This window comes from Zooshikella harenae (assembly GCF_018837975.1).
GTDB classification, from domain to species: Bacteria; Pseudomonadota; Gammaproteobacteria; order Pseudomonadales; family Zooshikellaceae; genus Zooshikella; species Zooshikella harenae.
The window spans coordinates 36875-55608 of sequence record NZ_JAGSOY010000032.1; the positions used below are offsets into that span (position 1 = coordinate 36875).

Here is an 18734-nt window from a genome sequence, read left to right on the forward strand (position 1 = left end):
GTGCGGCGTCATACAGGTGCGTAACGAATTTTGTACTGATTAGGCTAAGAGGTAACGAACATGCACCTGCAAACCGTCCCAAGCGGCAATAAAACCACTTCGCCCCATCGCCCTGATATTTTTAATGGTGGAGCCATCATTGATGAAAATGGCAACGAAGTGCCTATCACAGAAGAAATGTTGCAAAAAGCATTTAAACGACTAGAAAAAGCCTGGGTACTTCCCAGAAAAAAATGAGTTTTTGTTTTAAATAACAGCACGAAGCCAGTAGAAGTGATATTACAAAAAAGAGCTGATAATCATTCGCAATACTTAGAATTAACCTACTTGCACACAGCCTGTAGTCGTGTGCAGCATTAATCAGTAATAAGCTGCTACTAAACCTGAAGGCTTAGTAACAGACTGATCACATAAAAAAAATGTACGACGTGAAAAGTGTAACATATTCAAGATGCATCACTTAACACTAATGAATAACAACTTTAAAACCTAATGCCTTAAATGCATTAACCACATCGCCAGGGCAGTTTTTTAACTTGATTTTTAGTGTCTTAAATTCACGTCGTTCACGATAATTCTTTCGTAAACCATCAAAAATTTTTCCAACCTCTGCACCCGACTTAAGCAACTCACGTCGTAATATGACATCATCACAACGTATGTCGTATAAAGAACGTATTGCTGTAGACACTGCTTGTTGGCGAGGAACATTGCCCGCAAAACTAATACTTTTCATTACAGGCATAGGTGAGATACCTGGCAGCTTGATTCGAGTGGGCAATCCAAAAAAGCGACAAGCCCCTTTATAAATCATTTCTGTGCCCTGCATTTTGCCATCCAAGCTATAGCCAGCGATATGAGGAGTAGCAAGTTCAATATAAGGTAATAAAGCCGTATTAATCTCTGGCTCTCCTTCCCAAACATCAAGCACAACAGTGGTAGCAAGACCATCACTTTTTAATTTAAGTAAAGCTTCATTATCAATGACAGCACCTCGGCTGGCATTAATTAAAATCGTACCAGGCTTCAGTTGTCGTAAAACCTGCTCATTAAATAAGTGATGTGTTGGATGTGGACCTGAGTCAGTCAGTGGCGTATGCAACGAAATAATGTCACTTTCGGCAATAAGCGTGGGTAGATCTACATAAGCGGCATGAGGCTCACTTTCCTCCAAAAAGGGGTCTGAGACACAGGTTGCCACCCCTAAACGCTGCAGTACTTGGTGTAACGTGCCACCAACATTACCTTTACCAACAATACCAACCACTTTATCGCGAATATCAAAATCCTGCTGTTCCGCTAATACATTAAGTGCACTAAGGACGTACTCAACAACAGCATTGGCATTACAACCAGGTGCACTGGCAAAACCAATACCTTTAGCTGTCAAAAACTGCTCATCTATATGATCTGTACCTATCGTTGCCGTCCCAACAAAACGTACAGCACTGTCCTGTAACAGCTCTGCATTTACCTGAGTAATCGAGCGCACCAAGAGCATGTCAGCTTCACGTACATGCTCTGCAGTAATAGCTCGTCCAGGTAGCCGAATAATATCCCCAAAAGAAGCAAAAAAAGCATCTAACAACGGAATATTTTCATCAGCAACGATCTTCATGTCCAATACCTGTCACAAATAAACCTAATTAAGCCATGCTCATACATTAGGTGCAAGATACATATTCAACTATACCCACAACAAAGGATTTTTAGGGACAGCTGTCAAGTGATGCCCCCCCAGGAGCTTATATTAATAAGTGACTGAGGTGGCAGTTAAATGCTCCTGCATAAACTAGAACGCAGACAACGAACCCTAAAAGTGATTTGTGAAGGGTATATTAATATCATCTGCTAGGAACTTGCTAACTGAAAGCTTACCCTAATGTCAACCAGTCCATTTTCTTGTTTACGTGAGACATGAACATTTAATAAAGGGATCTTTTGTTTTTCTACAATATCGTATAACCAGGTTAATACCTTTTGAAAGGGCACCTGTTCCAACCATAATGTCATGGCTTTTTGCCCAGGCTCTAAACGTTTGATTTCTAATTGCTGTTGACGAGCAACCTGAGTAATTCGTTGTCTTGCTTGGTCCACAGTCAACACCGGAGCATGCTGTACCTGCTTAAGGGCTTTTGCTTGTTGCTGATGGCTACTGACAAACTGATAAGCATCCTGCCAATACAACAACTGCTCATTCGATTTACTTAAACGCTGTTGGGTAGGTTGCCAAATCCCCCAATATAAAATCATCATGCCCATAAATGCGCTGAGCAGAATTAATGCTCTTCGGTCACGAGGTGATAATGATGCTAGAAATGCCTGCATAGATGTTCTCTGTCGGTATAACTCAACCTATTAATTTGCTGCCAGCTCAATACGCGCTAAAACCTGCTTGCTTTGATTATTAGCTGAGCGCAGATTAGCCTCTAACCCTTGAGCTTTACTGGTCGTAATAAGCTGCTCAATACTGGCTAAATCTTTTGCTAACAGCTCCATCATAAAACTACCATCATTACGAAAATCAAGAGAACGCACTGTATATTCTCCAGGCTGTCCCGTTTGTAAAATATGCCCTAACTGAAACAAGGAGTGCAAAAAAGTACTATCCTGGCCACCTGAACGTTGCTTCAGTTCAGCTTTAAATTGACTGACCACATCAATAACCTTTTTCTGGTCAGGAAATATTTTTCGGTATAAATCAATCGTAGCCTGTTCCAACTGATGAGCTTTTACTTCCTGGTGCCAGGCATAACTATGTATACCTGCCAACCCCAGTGATACAACCATAATTATTCCAGCAACAGACCAACGCCACTGCTTCCAGCCCAAATTATTACGGTGATAAGGCTGCCACTCGTGATGCAACAAATTAACACTGTCTATTTGCTGCCAACGCGCTAACAACCAACTAAGCCAGTGTTCTGAAATAATCTGCCAATCAATAGGTAAAAGTATTGCAGAGGGCAATGTTGATTGTGGACTAGTCCAAGCGTGCTGCACTTCTGTCAAATCAATTAACTCTGGCACCAGTTGAGACGCCAAGACCTCAGGGATAATCCCTACGGAACGTGTTGCTGTCACAACAGTAACTTGTGATTGATGACATACGATACTGTTTGACTGCTGAGCTAATAACCAGCTTTCAGGCACTATGGCATCCAGTGGCAGTCCTGCTTCAGAAAACGTTTCAACCAACAGTTGAACATCATCCTTCAATAACGCAATACATGGCACCTGATTGTCTTCGTTGGGTGACAACATCGTCAGGTGGTACTGGTCGATATCTGCCACCAACCGCTCTTCCAGCAAATAAGGCACCGCTTGCTCAATATGCTTACGCTGCTTAGACGGAGTAGCCACCCAAGCCAATGTTGTGAGTGCACCTGGCACCACTAAAACCAGCCTAGCACCAGGATAATCAGCATACTGTTCAGCTAACTGAGTGAGGTTGCCCTCTTCAACGTTACTTTGCTGTTCTTCCTGCTGAACACACCAGCATAAATTGTTGGCTAATAATGCTTGGGCTTGGGCTGCAACCTCAACAAACCCAATAAAAAATGTCGTTTTACTCATGATGACTTACTTTGCTCAAAGATCACCAAAGGTGCCGACAATGGCAGCCATTGACGATTGATAACATCAATTTTTTTACTAATTGTTCGGTGTAATAAACTACTTAAAACTTGTCGTTTACCAAACAATACCACCTCTACCTGTACCCAAAAATAACTGCTTTTAACTTTATAATTCACACTACTGTTAAAAGACGAAGCATCCTTTATGGGCTCTTTTTTACGTTGGTCGATTATTTTTTGGGCATTCGGGTCGATAGCTTTCAATAAAGCTTCGGATGCGGTATTAATATTCAACGCAAATGTATCAATACCTGGCAACACACAGCTTGTGGTCGCAAGTGTATTCATTACTTTTTGATTAAAACCTTTTACTTGCTGCAACTCACTAAAATCATACAGCAACTGATTCGCAGCACGATAAGGCGGCTTTAAGCCAAGATAATAATAATCTTCAGCTGAACTTACACGCTGGTCACTATCAACCCAGTCTTTTAAACTAGCATACAACGTTGAAGGTAATTTGCTGGAGGTTAATAACTTCTGAAATTGTTTTTGGGTTTTATTATTTCCGCCTTTAGGTGAGGGATTGGGATCCCTACTAAGTATGCTATTCAAATTAAAACAACGCTCAGCATCTATGACCCAAACCCGCGTGTAGGCCTCTTTAATTGGGTACTGCTCCAACTGCATGGGTTGTCCACGATATTCACTCCACTCTTCCTTAATAAGTGCATCAACATCAGGGGTTTTATCCTGAGATAACACATATTTAATCAATGTTTCACTGCCCAATGCATAACTTCTCAATTGAGCTTGTGTTACCGAGTGGCTGGTCATATTAATGAGTTGATCTAACCGCTTAATTAATGCTGCCGCTAAAATAGAAACAACAGCAAATACCAGCATCACGGTAATCAGTGCTACGCCTTTTTGCGCTTTTACTGGTTTAGTAGTTTTGGCAGCCTGTTTAAACGCTGTATTACCCACACTATGATTTTTTATATTATTAGAGCACTGCATTATTTTGACATTGATACCCATACTTCCATTTCTCCTAATGATTTATGGGTAAATATCACTTTAATCGCTTCCGGTTTTGATGATGTCGACTGTGCATTATTGGGGGGCCAATCTGAATGCCAGGTATCCTGTTTATCCAAAAATTGATAGTGTAAGTCGGTGACATCCATTAATAATACTTGTTTTTTTGGTTTAACTTCAGGTGCGCGATCCAAAAAGCGCCAATAATACCTAACCAGTTCATTATTCACATTTTCATACTTCACCCGCTGTAAACGGCTACGTTTACCATCAGGATGTTCTGGCCAACTTTGTAATGGGTTATCCCAACCTAAACGTGTAAATTCCAACGTATTTTCATCAATAATAAAGGCTTCTTCTTTATCACCAAACTCATTACGAATAGGTCGCTTGACCCACTGCTCTAAATCATGGCGAATAAAATAAAACGTTTTTTGTAAATCAACCATCTGCTCGCCATGATCGAAAACAGTTACTTGAGTTTTTAATATGCTGTTAAAAAGCTGATAAACCGCCAGCCCTATGATACTAAAAATAGCGACAGCAATAAGGACTTCTAACAAAGTAAAACCATGTGTACGTTGCCTCATGGTTTTCTCATCCTCACGGTATTTAGCTTCGCGTTAAAAGACCTTATACTCATGATGCATCAGCCTCCATAAAGGCAACAAGCGTCGCTAACTGATAAGGTTCATCTTCACGCCATGACAATTGTCGCTCTACGGAAATTTCAACACGAAGAATACCTTTGTTATCGGTCTTTTTAGTAGTACTTTTCACCGACCATTCGCGATCCGCAAACGTTATTTTCTTTTCAGTGTTGCCTGATTGTTTTTTTTTCGTCCAGCGTAATTCACTTAAATAATTTTCAGCCACCTGAACAGCTAACGTTTTTTCTTCCAGTAACTGTACTTTTTGCAAGGAGCCACTACCTGCCATCAGTAAAATGGATGCAGCAGCCGCAAATACAGCAACTGCAAGCATAACTTCCAGTAGCGTAAACCCCTGATTAGCGTTCTTTGATTTCAAACCCTGCTGTACCATCAGTAGTAATCATCCACTCTCGTTCAGTTTGTTGCTGTTCATTAATAATGACTAACCGAAATGGAGTCACTTCGTAACTTGATAAAAAAACAATATGGGGTGTTACTCGGTCCTTATCCTTATCACGAGATGTACTATTATGAGAGTCTTCTTCAGCATCTTCTTCCGCTTCTTTTTTACGCATGGTTGGTGGTTGCCAGTAATCTTCGCGGTCGTCCAGTAATAAGCGGAACACCAACCCATCAGGTAATGTAATGGATGTAAAAGGTTGTTCATCGGTTTTCTGGCACTGCCAGTTTTCCTGTGTACAGGTAAGTAACGATAATTGCTGATCCGTGACAACCAGTCCGTACTGTCGTTGTTGATAAACAGCTGCTAATGAGGTTTCACTGAATACCGTCTGCAAGTTGCCTAATAACTGACGTATTTCCCGGTCACGTGAGCCATCCCCCATTGACATCACGGTTAGACTCACCATTACGCCAATAATCACGAGTACAACAAGTAGCTCAATTAACGTAAAGCCTCGCTGATCGTTTTTTAGCAATGAGCTTGAGTGATGCACATTAACTACCACGCTTTTAAACAACGAGTGCATTAAGATTGAGAATAGGCAGTAACACAGCCAATACAATAACCAACACCACTGCGCCCATAAATAGCAGCATCATAGGTTCGAATAAGCCCACCAACATCGCGACAAAACCTTCCACTTCCTGTTGCTGATTTTCTGCCGCACGCCCCAGCATATCATCCAACTCACCACTGGATTCACCACTAGCAACCATGTGCAAAATCATCGGAGGAAACACATTAGTCCGTTCTAGCGCTTTACGTAAACTATTACCCTCACTCACCCATAATGCGGTATCTTTGACTTGGTGTTTAATCGACAGATTATCAATAACCTCAACAGCAATATGTAACGCATCCACTAACGGCACACCACTGCGCACCAAAATACTCAACGTACTGATAAAACGTGCTGTTTCCATATTTAAAAGCAATTTACCCATTACGGGTAGTTTTAGCCAAAAACGATGAACACGCTTTTTAAACGAATCATTACGCATACCATAGCGATAACCCATCCAAGTCAACACGCCAATAATGGCTACGTAATACCAACTGCTTTTTACCCAATCACTGGCCGCAATAATAACTTCTGTTAAAACAGGCAACTGTTGCTTGGAATTAATAAAAACCTTAACAATATCAGGTACGACATAACCTAATAAAAAGCCTACTATCAGTAACGACGCACAGAGAAGAATAATGGGATAAACCAGTGCCAACTGAATTTTTTGACGCGATTTTTTTCGGTCTTCGGTATAGTCTGCCAATCGGTTTAATACTAAATTTAAGTGCCCAGATTGTTCTCCTGCTGACACAGTTGCCCGATATAAATTTGGAAATACCTGAGGAAAATCAGCCATACTATTGGCCAATGAGTAACCTTCTAACACCCTAGAACGTACTGATAATATAATCGCTTTAATTTTTCGTTGATCATTCTGATCTGCAACAGCCTTTAATACTTCCTCAATAGGCATACCAGCCTGAATCAATGTCGCCAACTGACGGGTAATAAGCGCTAACTGGTGTGCAGAAATCCGTTTTCCAACCTGCAAACTAAAGCGGGGTTGAGTATCACTAGAGCGATCTTTTGTTGTTGATACAGTCAGTGGGGCCAGTTGTTTATCTCGAAGCAACTGACGTACCTGCTTGATACTGTCTGCTTCAATAATGCCCTTTTCTTCCTTACCCCGCGGGTTTAACGCGATATATTCAAATGCGGCCATACCTGTACTACCATTACCCCTTCTTGCATTACCCTTCTTGTGTCACCCGCAACACTTCTTCCACTGTAGTCAACCCCGCCAGTACTTTAGCTTTCCCATCATCACGAATACCTGGCCCAAGCTTACGCGCATGAGCAGCAATTTCCTGCTCTGAGGCTTCAGTGTGAATTAATGTACGAAGGGTTTCGTCAATGGCAATCACTTCATAAATACCCAACCGCCCCCGATAACCTGAGTGATTACATTCTTCACAACCTTGTGGATGGTACAATGTAGGCGGTGCTTCTTCATCAAAACTAAGTGCACGACAATCGCGTACTGTAGCAGTGTAAGGTGTTTTACACTCATTACACAAAACACGAACTAAACGTTGGGCAACCATCCCAATTAAACTGGATGCTAATAAAAAGGGTTCTATACCCATATCTTTTAGCCGGGTGACTGCACCTATAGCCGTATTGGTATGCAATGTCGATAACACTAAGTGACCCGTTAAACTGGCTTGTACGGCAATTTGTGCCGTTTCCATATCACGAATTTCACCCACCATCACCACATCAGGGTCTTGTCGTAGAATCGCTCTCAACCCTCGCGCAAAGGTCATATCGGTTTTAGTATTAACCTGAGTTTGACCAATGCCTTCAAGATTGTATTCAATAGGGTCTTCGACGGTGAGAATGGTGCGTGTTTCAGCATTCAGCTCAGCCAAGCTAGCATAGAGTGTCGTGGTTTTTCCTGAGCCAGTAGGCCCTGTGACCAAAATAATACCATGCGGTCTAAACAACAGATCACGTAGAGTCTGGTCATCACGCTTAGCTAATCCCAGTTTATTTATATCCAGACGACCTGCCTGTTTATCCAACAAACGCAGTACAACTCGTTCACCATTACTGGAAGGTAATGTGGATACCCGTATATCAACTTCACGGCCCGCAATACGTAACGAAATACGTCCATCCTGAGGAATGCGTTTTTCCGCAATATCCAGCCGAGCCATTACTTTTATCCGAGACACCAATAACGACGCCAATTCTCGTTTAGGCTCAATGACTTTACGCATCACGCCATCAACGCGAAACCTCACCACTAAACGCCGCTCAAAGGTTTCTATATGAATATCTGAGGCCTGCAGATGAATCGCTTCGGATAAAATAGCATTAATCAACCGTATAATCGGTGCATCATCTTGTTGTTCCAGCAAATCCTCCGCTTCTGGAACCGCTTCTGCTAACCGCGCTAAATCAATATCATCGCCCAGCCCTTCCATCGCTTCCATGGTTTCAGAGGAGCCACCTTGATAGCTTTCCGCCAACTGCTGATTAAAGCCACCTTCATCCAATTTAACAACCTGATGAATCTGGCTAGCAGCACGCACTACCTCAGAATAAATATCAGTAGTTAGCTGTTCACGAAAAAACAAGGTTGTTACTGCATCATCCCGTTTCAGCAATACACCATGCCGCTTCGCATAACTGTAGGGTAATGGTTTGAAGGCAATTGGAGTTGCTTCCTGAATATCTGCTGCTTCTGTATTGTATTGATCTGCCATGCACAACCACCAGCACTGTGACCGAGGGCACGGATGATAACAAAACTATTTCGAAAAAGCTCGCTGAATCCCTTTTCTTAGGACGGGTATTTAGAACAAGAAATTAAACATTAATTTTTTGGGTTCAAATTAGGCAGCTTTTTTTATTCTTACTAGCTGATAGCAAGCATTTTGCTTGCTATCAGCACATACTAGCCTTACATACGTACTAGGTAAAAGAACGTAGAGTAAGAATAGTGAGAGTTTAATTTATTATAGTGAGATGGATTAATGTACCCGTATAGAGTAAAGATCACTATATGTGTTTCCTAAATAGTCTGAATTATGGTATCCCCCATAAGAATCTTGTGGGGAGTAAGAATCGTTATACCCATTACCAGTCAATCCTATATAAGGGTCTAGGTTACCATTACCTAAATTATAGAGGTCAACATTGCCTCGGTAAGGATCAAAGTAACTTCCATATGGATCTTGATAAACATCAACTGGAGAATAAGAGTCACTATACCCTGTATCTATCGATACTTTATAAGGATCTAAGTTACCATTACCTAAATCAAAGGGGTCAACATTACTTCGGTAAGGATCAAAGTAACTTCCATAGGGGTCTTGATAAACGTCAACTGGAGAATAAGGGTCACTATACCCTCCTTTATCCACTGATCCTTTATTGTAAGGATCTAGATTACCATTACCAAAATTATAGGGATCCACGTAACCTTCACCTGAACAGTGAAGTTCTTTACTATCAACTTCTTTACAAAGCTCACTTAACTTCAATACGAAGCTTCCGAACTCATAAGCATTTAAAGTCGTTAACTCAACAGTATAATATCCAGGTTCAAGCCATTGAGAAACTTGATTACTATCATGTCTTTGCGACTGTTTTTGAAGCAATTTTATGCCTCGACTGTTTGGACCTTTCACCAAAGTCATAAACATTGCAAAGTCACTTGATGAAGCTTCTAGCCTATAATGTCCAGCATGGTTAATTTTAAAACTATACGTTTTTGCATAAAATTGCTTTAGACTAATAGGATTGTAAGGGTCATAGTAGCTTTCATCTACTCTCAATGAAGATGCACAATTTGAATGATTATCTAGCTCTCCACTCAGTGCTGAATTGACACCTATTAACCCATGGCATGGCTCGCTATCTGCTTCAGATAATACAAGATCAAATTGGCCGCTTAGATGAGGATTACGGGTGGTTACATCAAGCACATAGACTCCCGTATCTAAAGTACGAACCATTTCGCGACTTAAGCCTGTACTATAGGATTCATCAAATGTTTCACCCAGTAATACCAAGCGTCCACTCTCTTTTTTCGCTAAATAAACATATGCGCTGTTATTTGAAAAAAAAGTATTAACTCTTACGGCTGTTGGTTTTTCTAATTTAAACTCAAACTGTTTAGCATTAAAGTCTGACCGGTCGATTGAATTATAAGGGTCATAATAACCAGTTTCTCTAAACTGTGAGTAGCAGCCATCAGATAATAGCCCCCCTAATGTTTGACCAATACTCATATGTGTTAAACAGCTACTCACTGGATAAGCACTTAGCTTAAAACGATAATTTCCTAAAGCAATCCGGTTATGAGCTGTCACTTCTAATGTATAAACTCCAGGTATCAAACGAAAGTCTAACGTATCACTCGTACGAGACCAGCTAAACCCATCGCTATTACTATCTACTTTTTGACTAAGGTCATTATCTCTATAAAGATTAAATAAAGGAGCTGACTTATTATAATCCCCAAGATTTTCAAGTCTAAAATCTGTTTCTTTACTCACTGAAAAGCTGTAATAATTAGCTCGCTCAGGATTAAGCGGTGCGTAAGGATCATTATTTGAAACATTGAAGTTTTGTATTAAACAGTTAGCAGACCAATGACCTTGCATAACACTATTTATATCAAGAGGGTTAATGCAGCTAGCATTTTCTTCCATAGAATTCAGCAATAGGGTAAAAGGTTCAGATAATAATTGATCTCGCGTTGCTAACTCAATTGTATACTGTCCAGCTTGAAGGGAAATAGTATTATCCTTTCCCCTATAGTTTCCAAGTACTTGTCCATATTCACCATGCCCTTCTAATAAATAAAAATACGTATCTCCTTGAGCAGTCACTTCTACATTTATTTCTTCAGGTTTATCTAAAGTAAAAGTAAAGTACCTTGCATATACAGGCCTAGCATTATAAGGGTCTCTCCAGCCTCCATCGTCCTGATGATGAGATAAACAATTATTTATCCATCGAGATGAAACAACCTTACTCAAAGAAATATTTTCTTGACATTCCACCCCATACGAAGTAGCAAACACCGTTGATGGCAACATGAAACATGCTACCGTCATTAACATAGTTTTTTTCATTTTTACTCCTGATATTTTATGTTGCTTTTCTTAAGTATTGATTAACCATAAAGTGTAACCTCCTAGCCCTATCAAATTTCGGATAAAAAGATAAAAGTTTACTTAACGTATAATTAGCACCAATGTAGTCTTTTAATAACCACTGTCGTTCTGCCTTTATCATAAGGCCACTTATATGGTATGGATACAATAATAAAAACTCATCAATGTTTTTCAGGCTTCCCTTAGCATCTTTAAACCTATACCATCTAATTTGTGATAAATTATATAATGCACGGTCATTACTCGGGTTAAACTTTAAGGATAATTTAATATCGCTAATATCTTGCCTCAACTGACCTCTAAATGCATAAAACTCTGAAGCCATCCAACTCAATGATATTGCAGGTACTAATAGCAGCAAGACGCAAACACTTCTAGGTATTTTAACTGTAAATTTAAACCTAACATTAAAATTAATATAAAAACGTTTAAGAATAACTGCAAACAATATAATTGAAAAAAACAAGCTAACTGGCGTCAAAAACACAGCACTTAATAATGAGTGAAAGAGAGTTGACATTGTAGCAATTAGCAACCATTTATCATAAAACTCACCTTTTAATGCATTACAAAATGCACATAAAAATAAGCACATTAGTAAAAGAGCAAAAAATGTACCTCCAATAACTCCTAACTCACTATACATTTTTAATATAATATTATGTGGAGTGCGAAGAATAACTTTTTCACTAACCATTGGAGAGGCACGGTCCGTGCCAGGAAATGCATATTTAGGATGAATATATTCAAAGTTATTAACCCCAACTCCTAGAGGATTATCTTTAGCCATTTCCCAGGTATTAACAAACATATCATAACGACTACCCATACCCTTATAGGTCTGGCTATCAGTAAATGAGATTAGCTTATCATACATACGATCAGTACCACTGATATTAAGAAAACTATAAGCTAAGCAGCTAGAAAGCAGTAGTATATTAATCAATATAAAACGTATAGACTGTTTAAATGATCTTGTTTGAACTAATACAATAAAGAATACTATAAGCTCACTGAGCATCAAACCTACAATTGTTGCCCTTGTTGCTGCCTCCATTAATACATGAACTATCAACAGCAATATAATAACTGACAATGTTAATATTTTTTTATTCATCACATGAAAACAATATGCAACAAGTACAGGTACCCAAATATTAAAAACCTGACCTGCATTATTCATGAAACCAATAGGTGAAAAATTACCAACATTATAAGGGGCTTTTATCACATAATGCTCAATTATAAAAACAATACTAAATGCAAAAGCAGATACAAACACAGCAATCATTAATAAACGCAATAATCTACTTGCCGAAACATCTATAATCAAGCAATAACCAAATAGAAAAGTTAAGGAAAAACGTAAAGTCAATTCTAAACCTGCAACCTTATGCGGAGACCAAACCAAACTTAAAAGCATAAAATATAAAAGGATTAAAACAAGCCCACCAATATATGAAAAAGACAGGACATGCCTACGTCTCAAACAAAACAATGAGCAAATAGAAAGAAATACATCAAAAACCACCCATTTTGGAGTATCATGGCTATAGTAAAATACATTGATATGTAATATGGAAATTAAAGCACCTACAATTAAAAATATAATTGTATTTTTATACTCAAAAAAAAGCTGTTTTCTGACAAGGACTATATTTTTCATATATTAACGACTACTACAACTAAAATACCCAGGAAAATTCTCATAGTTACAATACATACATCACTTTGTATAAATCATACTCAACCTTTTCTCTAACAGGATCCAATCGGAAAAAATAGCACCAACAGCATTAGATCAAATAATAGCCAGGCAATATTTGATAATGTTGGTAGACCAAACTAAAAATTACACATGAGACAAAGAGCCACCTTCATATCCAAACTTTAACCATGCCACTTCACATAACTGTAGGGTAATGGTTTGAAGGCAATTGGAGTTGCTTCCTGAATATCTGCTGCTTCTGTATTGTATTGATCTGCCATGCACAACCACCAGCACTGTGACCGAGGGCACGGATGATAACAAAACTATTTCGAAAAAGCTCGCTGAATCAAAGCAGTTGGATCTATCGTCCACGACAGTGCCAGCGTTTGAAGGGAAGAATATGGGATTACAACACGTGGTTTCTATAAATTCAGTGACACAACAAAGTAGCCTGGTTCAGGCTACTCTAAAGTTACAAAAATAGGTGATTCATAAAAGTCAGTTATTTGTAAGATTCTAACGGTTAGTATGTTTGGCGATACACCACACCTATAGCATCAACCAACCTTGCACTTTTACCTTTAAATCCAGCAATACTAAACTGGGCGTTAGCCGTGTATTTATATTCACCAGAGCCACCAGAGCCACCTTTAGCTAATACATTCCCTCGATTGGTTTTAATAACAAGTGAGTCTAATATACTACCATATTTACCAGATACCGAAGTAATATACTCACCGGCTGTAAAATCCAATGTACTACAGCTTCCACCATTTCCACCGTGCTTTCCATAGCTATGAATATTACCTGATGTATCTTCATATTTAACTTCAATGGAATCAATAACACTCCCAGCACATACAGTGATAGAATGTAGCGCCATAAAATCAGAAGGTACATTATCAAAAAAGGCTTGACCTCCACGGCCACCAGAAACACCAGCTTCAAACTGTGCAGCACTTGCTGCCAAAGAAACACTCATCGCCATTACTGATAGTAATGTCCTCATAATCACATCCTTTTGTCGATACTTATAAGCGTTGAACTGACAAAGCAAATTATGCGTTAAAGTATTTAATTTATAAAAAGTAAAATTTCCAATGTCATTGCAGTATCATACCCAGAATACCTAATACTCCAATACGCAAAAAATACGTATAATCCTTTCATTAAGATGATCTAATTAGTACATTTACCGATAATATTTTTACGGCAATAAGCTTACCCCTCTCAACAAGATAATCACTTCACATACCGTGTTTAAAAGACCTTCTGTATTTATGTGATTTTAGGATATTTCCTGCTGCCTAACACATTGAGATCAAAATCAAAACTTCTGAGGACACCCCAAATGGAGTCAAAACCCTTTGATGCTCCAATTGCCACTGTTTTTTGTCGATATATGACTCAATATGAATTGGGCGGCAACCACCCACAATAGATGGATGCATTCGGAATATTATCATCCAGAGTGAAGACACGATCCGTGACGGTATGGTTACCCCTCTTGTAAGGCTAGCGAGACAGATTTTACCGCGAAAGCTCACAACTCGGCGTGACTCAGAGAGAAATCGCTGAATGTCTTCTTCCGATAGGATATCCAAAACATAGCTGGAGACAATGTGATCAACCGAGTGATCAGGGAGCGGAAATCGCACAGTCCCATCGGACAATATCACCTTCGCCCGCTCGCCGTAAGCTTCCAACCGTTTTTTAGCGAGGCCAACCATAACGGGGCTGATATCACAGCCGAGATACCTTGCCGAGGAAGGTAAATGATTTTTAAGAATCCAATCCGCGAACTTACCTGTACCGCAACCAAATTCGAAAACGCTTTGTGCGTCATGAAAACTAGCATGTGCGATAAGCTCGTTGAGTGCGGGGTCTTCGTAAAAACCCTGACGATCCTGCATTTCGCCAAATCTGTCGTAATATGCCCGTGCAGCAGAGTATTCTAATACCTTTTCAAGCATTATATATACCTCCTTGCCTCTCCGACCCAGCGAGTGCTTTTACAACAACTGTTGTTGTTTCGCTAATCTTAACAGATCGGATTAGCCCCACTAAAAATTCTTCACTATAGGTATATTTACCAAAAATTTAATGCACGCTAAAAGAAAACGTACACTTTATTCTGCAAGCTCTCCTAAAAATATAGCGACTCTCTCCAAACCCGCATCCCGATGAATTTGCCCTTGATGAAATGCTTCACTTTCAATTAATGTTAATAAGTTTCGACGTTGAGGATAACGAACAAAAATAAATTTATCCCAATGGTCTGCTAGCATACAGTCAAACTCACCATCCACAAGCCCAATGGGTTTACCACCATAAACAGGAAAAGCACCTCGTCTCAGTAGTTCAAAACCAGCTATTTTAGCATACCGATCATACGCTTCCGATCCACTGACCAGTTTATTTATATTTGCCGAGGGCGGATAATCTGCCTTAGCTCGATACTTATTTAAGTTATATACATAAAGTGTCTTATCCATTTCCTGACTTCTGGCTACATCCATCTGTTTTTTATCAGGCCAGACAGCAGTATTATCTGCACTCCAGTCGGATCTTAATGGACCTTTATCTTGCACACCTTTAAATAATCGTATAAACCATGATATGACTCTTACGACACAAAATGTCATAAATGGCTCAGGTTTAACAGCAAGCACAGCATAAACACTGCAAAGCTCCTTCAGGGCCACCCCATAAACGGACATAAATGCTGATGCAGACTGAGCTGAAGAAAACTCATCAATCACAAGCTGATCAAGAAGCATGCCCTCTCGTGGGACAGGATCAATATTTACGCAATATAAACGTCTACTCCTAAATTTATTTTGACTTTCTGCAAACCACTGCTGATAACCCTCGACATCTTTAATTTTGATGTGAAAGACTAATGCAACTTTTCCAGGTCCAGTTTCACCGTCTAAAAGACTACATGACGTGTTGAGGTTATGAGAGACTGATCTAACCATTTTCCTTGCTCTTTTTATATAGGCGTGTTCGAAGGGCGTTATGCAGACCTTGGACAAAGAGGATTTAGAAAAAAGCTTTTTAAAAAGGTACCTGCTCTGGTCTAATCCCATCGGACACTTAATTTTGAGACAATACAACCAATGAATTAAGAGGTCTATATGAGCCTGAAAAAATCACATAAGAGCTATCCGCAGTCATTTAAAGATGAAGCTGTTTTGATGGTGCTAGAGCAAGGCTACAGTGTTGCTGATGCTGCAAAGTCACTAGGCGTCGGTACTAGCCTGCTTTACAAGTGGAAAGAAAAATACGAAGCCCAACAGAAAGGCAGTATCTTAGAGGAATCTGAGCGAGATGAACTGAAACGATTGCGTAAAGAAAACAAAGCGTTACGCATGGAGAAAGAAATTTTAAAAAAGGCCAGTGCCTTCTTTGCGAAAGAAATGAAGTAAAATTTCGCTTCATTAAAAAACAATCTAACCATTTCCCTGTAGCATTGTTATGCCACATGATGGGTGTGAGTAAATCAGGCTATTATGATTGGCTAAAACGGCCTGCAGCTGTGATTAGTCTTGATACTTTGAAGCTTTATCGCCGTATTCGAAAATTATTTAAAGAAAGCCGGGGTAGCTTAGGGAATCGTGAAATGGTGAAGAAATTGCGCAAAGAAGGCTATCAAATAGGTCGCTACCAAGTTCGTTACATTATGCGCCGATTACGCCTTAAAGTAACACAGCGCGTGGCTTACAAGATCACAACGAAGCGTAAGCATGCTGATTCAGTAGCTGATAACTTGCTAAACCAGAACTTTAACCCAACCGCCGCCAACCAGATTTGGGCTGGTGATGTGACTTACTTAAAGACAGGTGAAGGTTGGATGTATTTGGCCGTGGTGATGGATTTATACTCTCGTCGAATTGTTGGCTGGCATATCGATAAACGGATGACAACCGATTTGGTATGCAAAGCTTTAATAAAAGCGTATAACCTGCGCCAACCACCTAAAGGCCTTGTATTTCACAGTGATCGTGGCTCACAGTATACCAGCAAACAATATCGTAAGCTGTTATTGAGCTATAGTATCCGAGCCAGTATGGGCGATGTAGGTGCTTGTTGGGATAATGCTGTTGTAGAACGCTTCTTTGGTAGCTTGAAACACGATTGGCTTTTTAAGGTGAATCAACCTACGAGGGAATTTATGAAACAAGATGTGGCTGCTTATATGAAGTATTACTACTTAGAGCGACTTCATTCTGCCAATTGATGGAGATACAATCATATTTAACGGCTTTGGTAGGAAAGATAAGCACTACATCGAAATAAGGGATTGTCTAACCACACTAAACAACCTTTAGATGTTCAAAAAACAAACATGAAGACTGACAGCAAGAGTAGCTTATGTGGACGATAAGCTAACAATGGAGGAATTGAAGTACCTAACGGAAGGCTTTGAAGATTCTCCGCCAGTCCAATAGGTACTTAAAAGCTGTTAGTCCACAACTTTAACATTGATAGCACAAGGCCCTTTTTGGCTCTGGCCAATATCAAACTCTACTTTGTCGCCATCACGAGGCTCATACCCTTGTATATCATTTTTATGAAAGAATAGGTCTTTACCTTCGTTTGGAGTGATAAAGCCAAAACCTTTAGTTGTGTTAAAAAATTTAACTGTACCTGTGCTCATTCTAATCTCTAATCTCGTGTCTGTATGAATTCGAGGATATTTATAGAGGTTAATGACAAATAAAGCAAATAGTTTCTACTGTTATTGCTGTTTAGGCCAAGTATCTGACAGAAGAGTACCAGGAAACACCCCCTGTAGAGCTAGAATCGTTAAAGGCAATTTCTCTTGCGATATGCCTCAATGAAGCCCTCAATCAAGAGTAACAGCAACCAACAGCCTTCTACAGTGTTGACATGAACCTCATGAAAACCATCACCACCTTCAATACGAGCATACTCCCCCTTCATGACAAACAGATTGCTGATACCTCCAAGCATGCATTTTGCTATAAAGTCTTGTTTGCCGCATCCATGCGGCAAACAGTTCGACATGCGTTATCCAGCCTTTGTCTACCACTGGCGTACACTGAGGTGTTCATTTAACAGTGATGGGAGTACTGTGAGTAATAGAGACTAAGGAGGGTCTTCGGCTGTGGAAAGAACAAATTAATTCATGCACTGTATTGGCACACAATCTGTATCCCTCACCAACTATTCCTGATCATCCTATATGCAACTGCCCTGTCATTCATGGCTAGGGTGCATTAGAAACTTTTGTCCATACCTATTGATAACTGAGGTGGTTTATAAAAAATATCAGTGAGAAGGACAAGCAGTTGTTCAGTAACTACTCTACTTGGTCGCCATAAACACGATCACAATCAATAAAATATCCACGGCAATATGCAATACAAATGTCCCACTATAACGATAAAGAATGCTTTCTGTACTATAGCACTTAAAAAGCTGTTGATAGTGACATACATTTAACATTGCTTTTAATTCTTCTCTCGCTACTGACAAACAGTCAAGTGCCGATTTTTGTGAACTTAAATTAGCAATAAAGAATAATACTAAGCCAAAGCTCAATAAAACAGCTGTCACTG

The 18734-nt window shown here is 39.6% G+C and carries 19 protein-coding genes; 2 read left to right on the forward strand and 17 right to left on the reverse strand.

Translation table 11 applies throughout. From position 1 onward, the window contains the following. Positions 1 to 60 precede the first annotated feature (60 nt). Entirely contained in the window at positions 61 to 237 is a 177-nt protein-coding gene (locus KCG35_RS14095) for a PA1571 family protein (RefSeq protein ID WP_215820422.1), read from the forward strand. A 229-nt stretch (positions 238 to 466) separates the two neighbouring features. Here KCG35_RS14095 and pdxB read toward each other — a convergent pair whose 3' ends face one another. The 14 genes from pdxB to KCG35_RS14165 all read right to left on the reverse strand — a co-directional run bounded on the left by pdxB (position 467) and on the right by KCG35_RS14165 (position 16127). Further along, positions 467 to 1618 (reverse strand): 4-phosphoerythronate dehydrogenase PdxB, encoded by a 1152-nt coding sequence (pdxB, locus tag KCG35_RS14100; RefSeq protein WP_215820423.1) that lies wholly within the window; start codon positions 1616 to 1618, stop codon positions 467 to 469. A gap of 233 nt (positions 1619 to 1851) precedes the next feature. Further along, on the reverse strand, positions 1852 to 2328 hold the full coding sequence (locus tag KCG35_RS14105) for a type II secretion system protein M (RefSeq protein ID WP_215820424.1): 477 nt from the start codon (positions 2326 to 2328) through the stop codon (positions 1852 to 1854). Positions 2329 to 2358: 30 nt separating this feature from the next. Next, the gene (gene gspL / locus KCG35_RS14110) at positions 2359 to 3576 is read right to left on the reverse strand and encodes a type II secretion system protein GspL (protein ID WP_215820425.1); all 1218 of its coding nucleotides are present in this window, start codon (positions 3574 to 3576) and stop codon (positions 2359 to 2361) included. Further along, entirely contained in the window at positions 3573 to 4619 is a 1047-nt protein-coding gene (gene gspK, locus KCG35_RS14115) for a type II secretion system minor pseudopilin GspK (protein ID WP_215820426.1), read from the reverse strand. The genes gspL and gspK overlap by 4 nt, the downstream gene beginning before the upstream one ends. After that, the gene (gspJ, locus tag KCG35_RS14120) at positions 4598 to 5209 is read right to left on the reverse strand and encodes a type II secretion system minor pseudopilin GspJ (protein ID WP_215820427.1); all 612 of its coding nucleotides are present in this window, start codon (positions 5207 to 5209) and stop codon (positions 4598 to 4600) included. Before gspJ ends, gspK begins: the two co-directional genes overlap by 22 nt. 49 nt (positions 5210 to 5258) lie before the next feature. After that, a complete protein-coding gene (gene gspI / locus KCG35_RS14125) occupies positions 5259 to 5648 on the reverse strand; it encodes a type II secretion system minor pseudopilin GspI (protein ID WP_215820428.1) in 390 nt (129 codons plus the stop codon). Continuing rightward, positions 5629 to 6228, reverse strand: a complete 600-nt coding sequence (gene gspH, locus KCG35_RS14130; protein WP_309227388.1) for a type II secretion system minor pseudopilin GspH — start codon at positions 6226 to 6228, stop codon at positions 5629 to 5631. The genes gspI and gspH overlap by 20 nt, the downstream gene beginning before the upstream one ends. A 16-nt stretch (positions 6229 to 6244) precedes the next feature. Continuing rightward, positions 6245 to 7465, reverse strand: a complete 1221-nt coding sequence (gene gspF / locus KCG35_RS14135; protein WP_215820430.1) for a type II secretion system inner membrane protein GspF — start codon at positions 7463 to 7465, stop codon at positions 6245 to 6247. Positions 7466 to 7493: 28 nt separating this feature from the next. Continuing rightward, entirely contained in the window at positions 7494 to 9014 is a 1521-nt protein-coding gene (gene gspE / locus KCG35_RS14140) for a type II secretion system ATPase GspE (RefSeq protein WP_215820431.1), read from the reverse strand. A gap of 267 nt (positions 9015 to 9281) precedes the next feature. Further along, a complete protein-coding gene (locus tag KCG35_RS14145; protein WP_215820432.1) occupies positions 9282 to 11393 on the reverse strand; it encodes a hypothetical protein in 2112 nt (703 codons plus the stop codon). A gap of 16 nt (positions 11394 to 11409) precedes the next feature. Next, positions 11410 to 13101 carry an O-antigen ligase family protein gene (locus KCG35_RS14150; protein ID WP_215820433.1) on the reverse strand — a complete coding sequence of 564 codons (1692 nt, stop codon included), beginning with the start codon at positions 13099 to 13101 and terminating at the stop codon, positions 11410 to 11412. Positions 13102 to 13669: 568 nt separating this feature from the next. Further along, complete coding sequence (locus KCG35_RS14155) at positions 13670 to 14155, reverse strand: jacalin-like lectin (protein WP_215820434.1); 486 nt, start codon at positions 14153 to 14155, stop codon at positions 13670 to 13672. A 298-nt stretch (positions 14156 to 14453) separates the two neighbouring features. Next, positions 14454 to 15119, reverse strand: coding sequence for a class I SAM-dependent methyltransferase (locus tag KCG35_RS14160; protein WP_215820435.1), 666 nt, complete (start codon positions 15117 to 15119; stop codon positions 14454 to 14456). Between the two features lie 156 nt (positions 15120 to 15275). Beyond that, positions 15276 to 16127, reverse strand: a complete 852-nt coding sequence (locus KCG35_RS14165) for a Dimeric alpha-beta barrel (RefSeq protein ID WP_215820436.1) — start codon at positions 16125 to 16127, stop codon at positions 15276 to 15278. A 159-nt stretch (positions 16128 to 16286) separates the two neighbouring features. Between KCG35_RS14165 and KCG35_RS14170 the strand changes: the two genes are divergently transcribed. Beyond that, positions 16287 to 17389 (forward strand): IS3 family transposase gene (locus tag KCG35_RS14170; protein WP_215820437.1). Its coding sequence is split into 2 segments (ribosomal slippage): positions 16287 to 16536 and positions 16536 to 17389, totalling 1104 coding nucleotides; the frame shifts between segments, so codons are not numbered across the junction. A 225-nt stretch (positions 17390 to 17614) separates the two neighbouring features. Here KCG35_RS14170 and KCG35_RS14175 read toward each other — a convergent pair. The 3 genes from KCG35_RS14175 to KCG35_RS14185 all read right to left on the reverse strand — a co-directional run. After that, on the reverse strand, positions 17615 to 17809 hold the full coding sequence (locus KCG35_RS14175; protein ID WP_215820438.1) for a cold-shock protein: 195 nt from the start codon (positions 17807 to 17809) through the stop codon (positions 17615 to 17617). Positions 17810 to 17958: 149 nt separating this feature from the next. After that, complete coding sequence (locus tag KCG35_RS14180) at positions 17959 to 18180, reverse strand: hypothetical protein (protein WP_215820439.1); 222 nt, start codon at positions 18178 to 18180, stop codon at positions 17959 to 17961. Positions 18181 to 18480: 300 nt separating this feature from the next. Then, a partial coding sequence (locus KCG35_RS14185; protein WP_215820440.1) for a hypothetical protein occupies positions 18481 to 18734 on the reverse strand: 254 nt, incomplete at its 5' end.

What these genes read in the sequence shown, in the direction of transcription:
- KCG35_RS14105 (WP_215820424.1), bottom strand. Translation starts at nt 2,328, where the DNA reads ATGCAGGCATTTCTAGCATCATTATCACCTCGTGACCGAAGAGCATTA.
- gspE (WP_215820431.1), bottom strand. Translation starts at nt 9,014, where the DNA reads ATGGCAGATCAATACAATACAGAAGCAGCAGATATTCAGGAAGCAACT.
- gspK (WP_215820426.1), bottom strand. Translation starts at nt 4,619, where the DNA reads ATGGGTATCAATGTCAAAATAATGCAGTGCTCTAATAATATAAAAAAT.
- KCG35_RS14150 (WP_215820433.1), bottom strand. Translation starts at nt 13,101, where the DNA reads ATGAAAAATATAGTCCTTGTCAGAAAACAGCTTTTTTTTGAGTATAAA.
- KCG35_RS14160 (WP_215820435.1), bottom strand. Translation starts at nt 15,119, where the DNA reads ATGCTTGAAAAGGTATTAGAATACTCTGCTGCACGGGCATATTACGAC.
- KCG35_RS14095 (WP_215820422.1), top strand. Translation starts at nt 61, where the DNA reads ATGCACCTGCAAACCGTCCCAAGCGGCAATAAAACCACTTCGCCCCAT.
- pdxB (WP_215820423.1), bottom strand. Translation starts at nt 1,618, where the DNA reads ATGAAGATCGTTGCTGATGAAAATATTCCGTTGTTAGATGCTTTTTTT.
- gspF (WP_215820430.1), bottom strand. Translation starts at nt 7,465, where the DNA reads ATGGCCGCATTTGAATATATCGCGTTAAACCCGCGGGGTAAGGAAGAA.
- KCG35_RS14165 (WP_215820436.1), bottom strand. Translation starts at nt 16,127, where the DNA reads ATGGTTAGATCAGTCTCTCATAACCTCAACACGTCATGTAGTCTTTTA.
- gspL (WP_215820425.1), bottom strand. Translation starts at nt 3,576, where the DNA reads ATGAGTAAAACGACATTTTTTATTGGGTTTGTTGAGGTTGCAGCCCAA.
- gspJ (WP_215820427.1), bottom strand. Translation starts at nt 5,209, where the DNA reads ATGAGGCAACGTACACATGGTTTTACTTTGTTAGAAGTCCTTATTGCT.
- KCG35_RS14180 (WP_215820439.1), bottom strand. Translation starts at nt 18,180, where the DNA reads ATGTCGAACTGTTTGCCGCATGGATGCGGCAAACAAGACTTTATAGCA.
- KCG35_RS14155 (WP_215820434.1), bottom strand. Translation starts at nt 14,155, where the DNA reads ATGAGGACATTACTATCAGTAATGGCGATGAGTGTTTCTTTGGCAGCA.
- KCG35_RS14175 (WP_215820438.1), bottom strand. Translation starts at nt 17,809, where the DNA reads ATGAGCACAGGTACAGTTAAATTTTTTAACACAACTAAAGGTTTTGGC.
- KCG35_RS14145 (WP_215820432.1), bottom strand. Translation starts at nt 11,393, where the DNA reads ATGAAAAAAACTATGTTAATGACGGTAGCATGTTTCATGTTGCCATCA.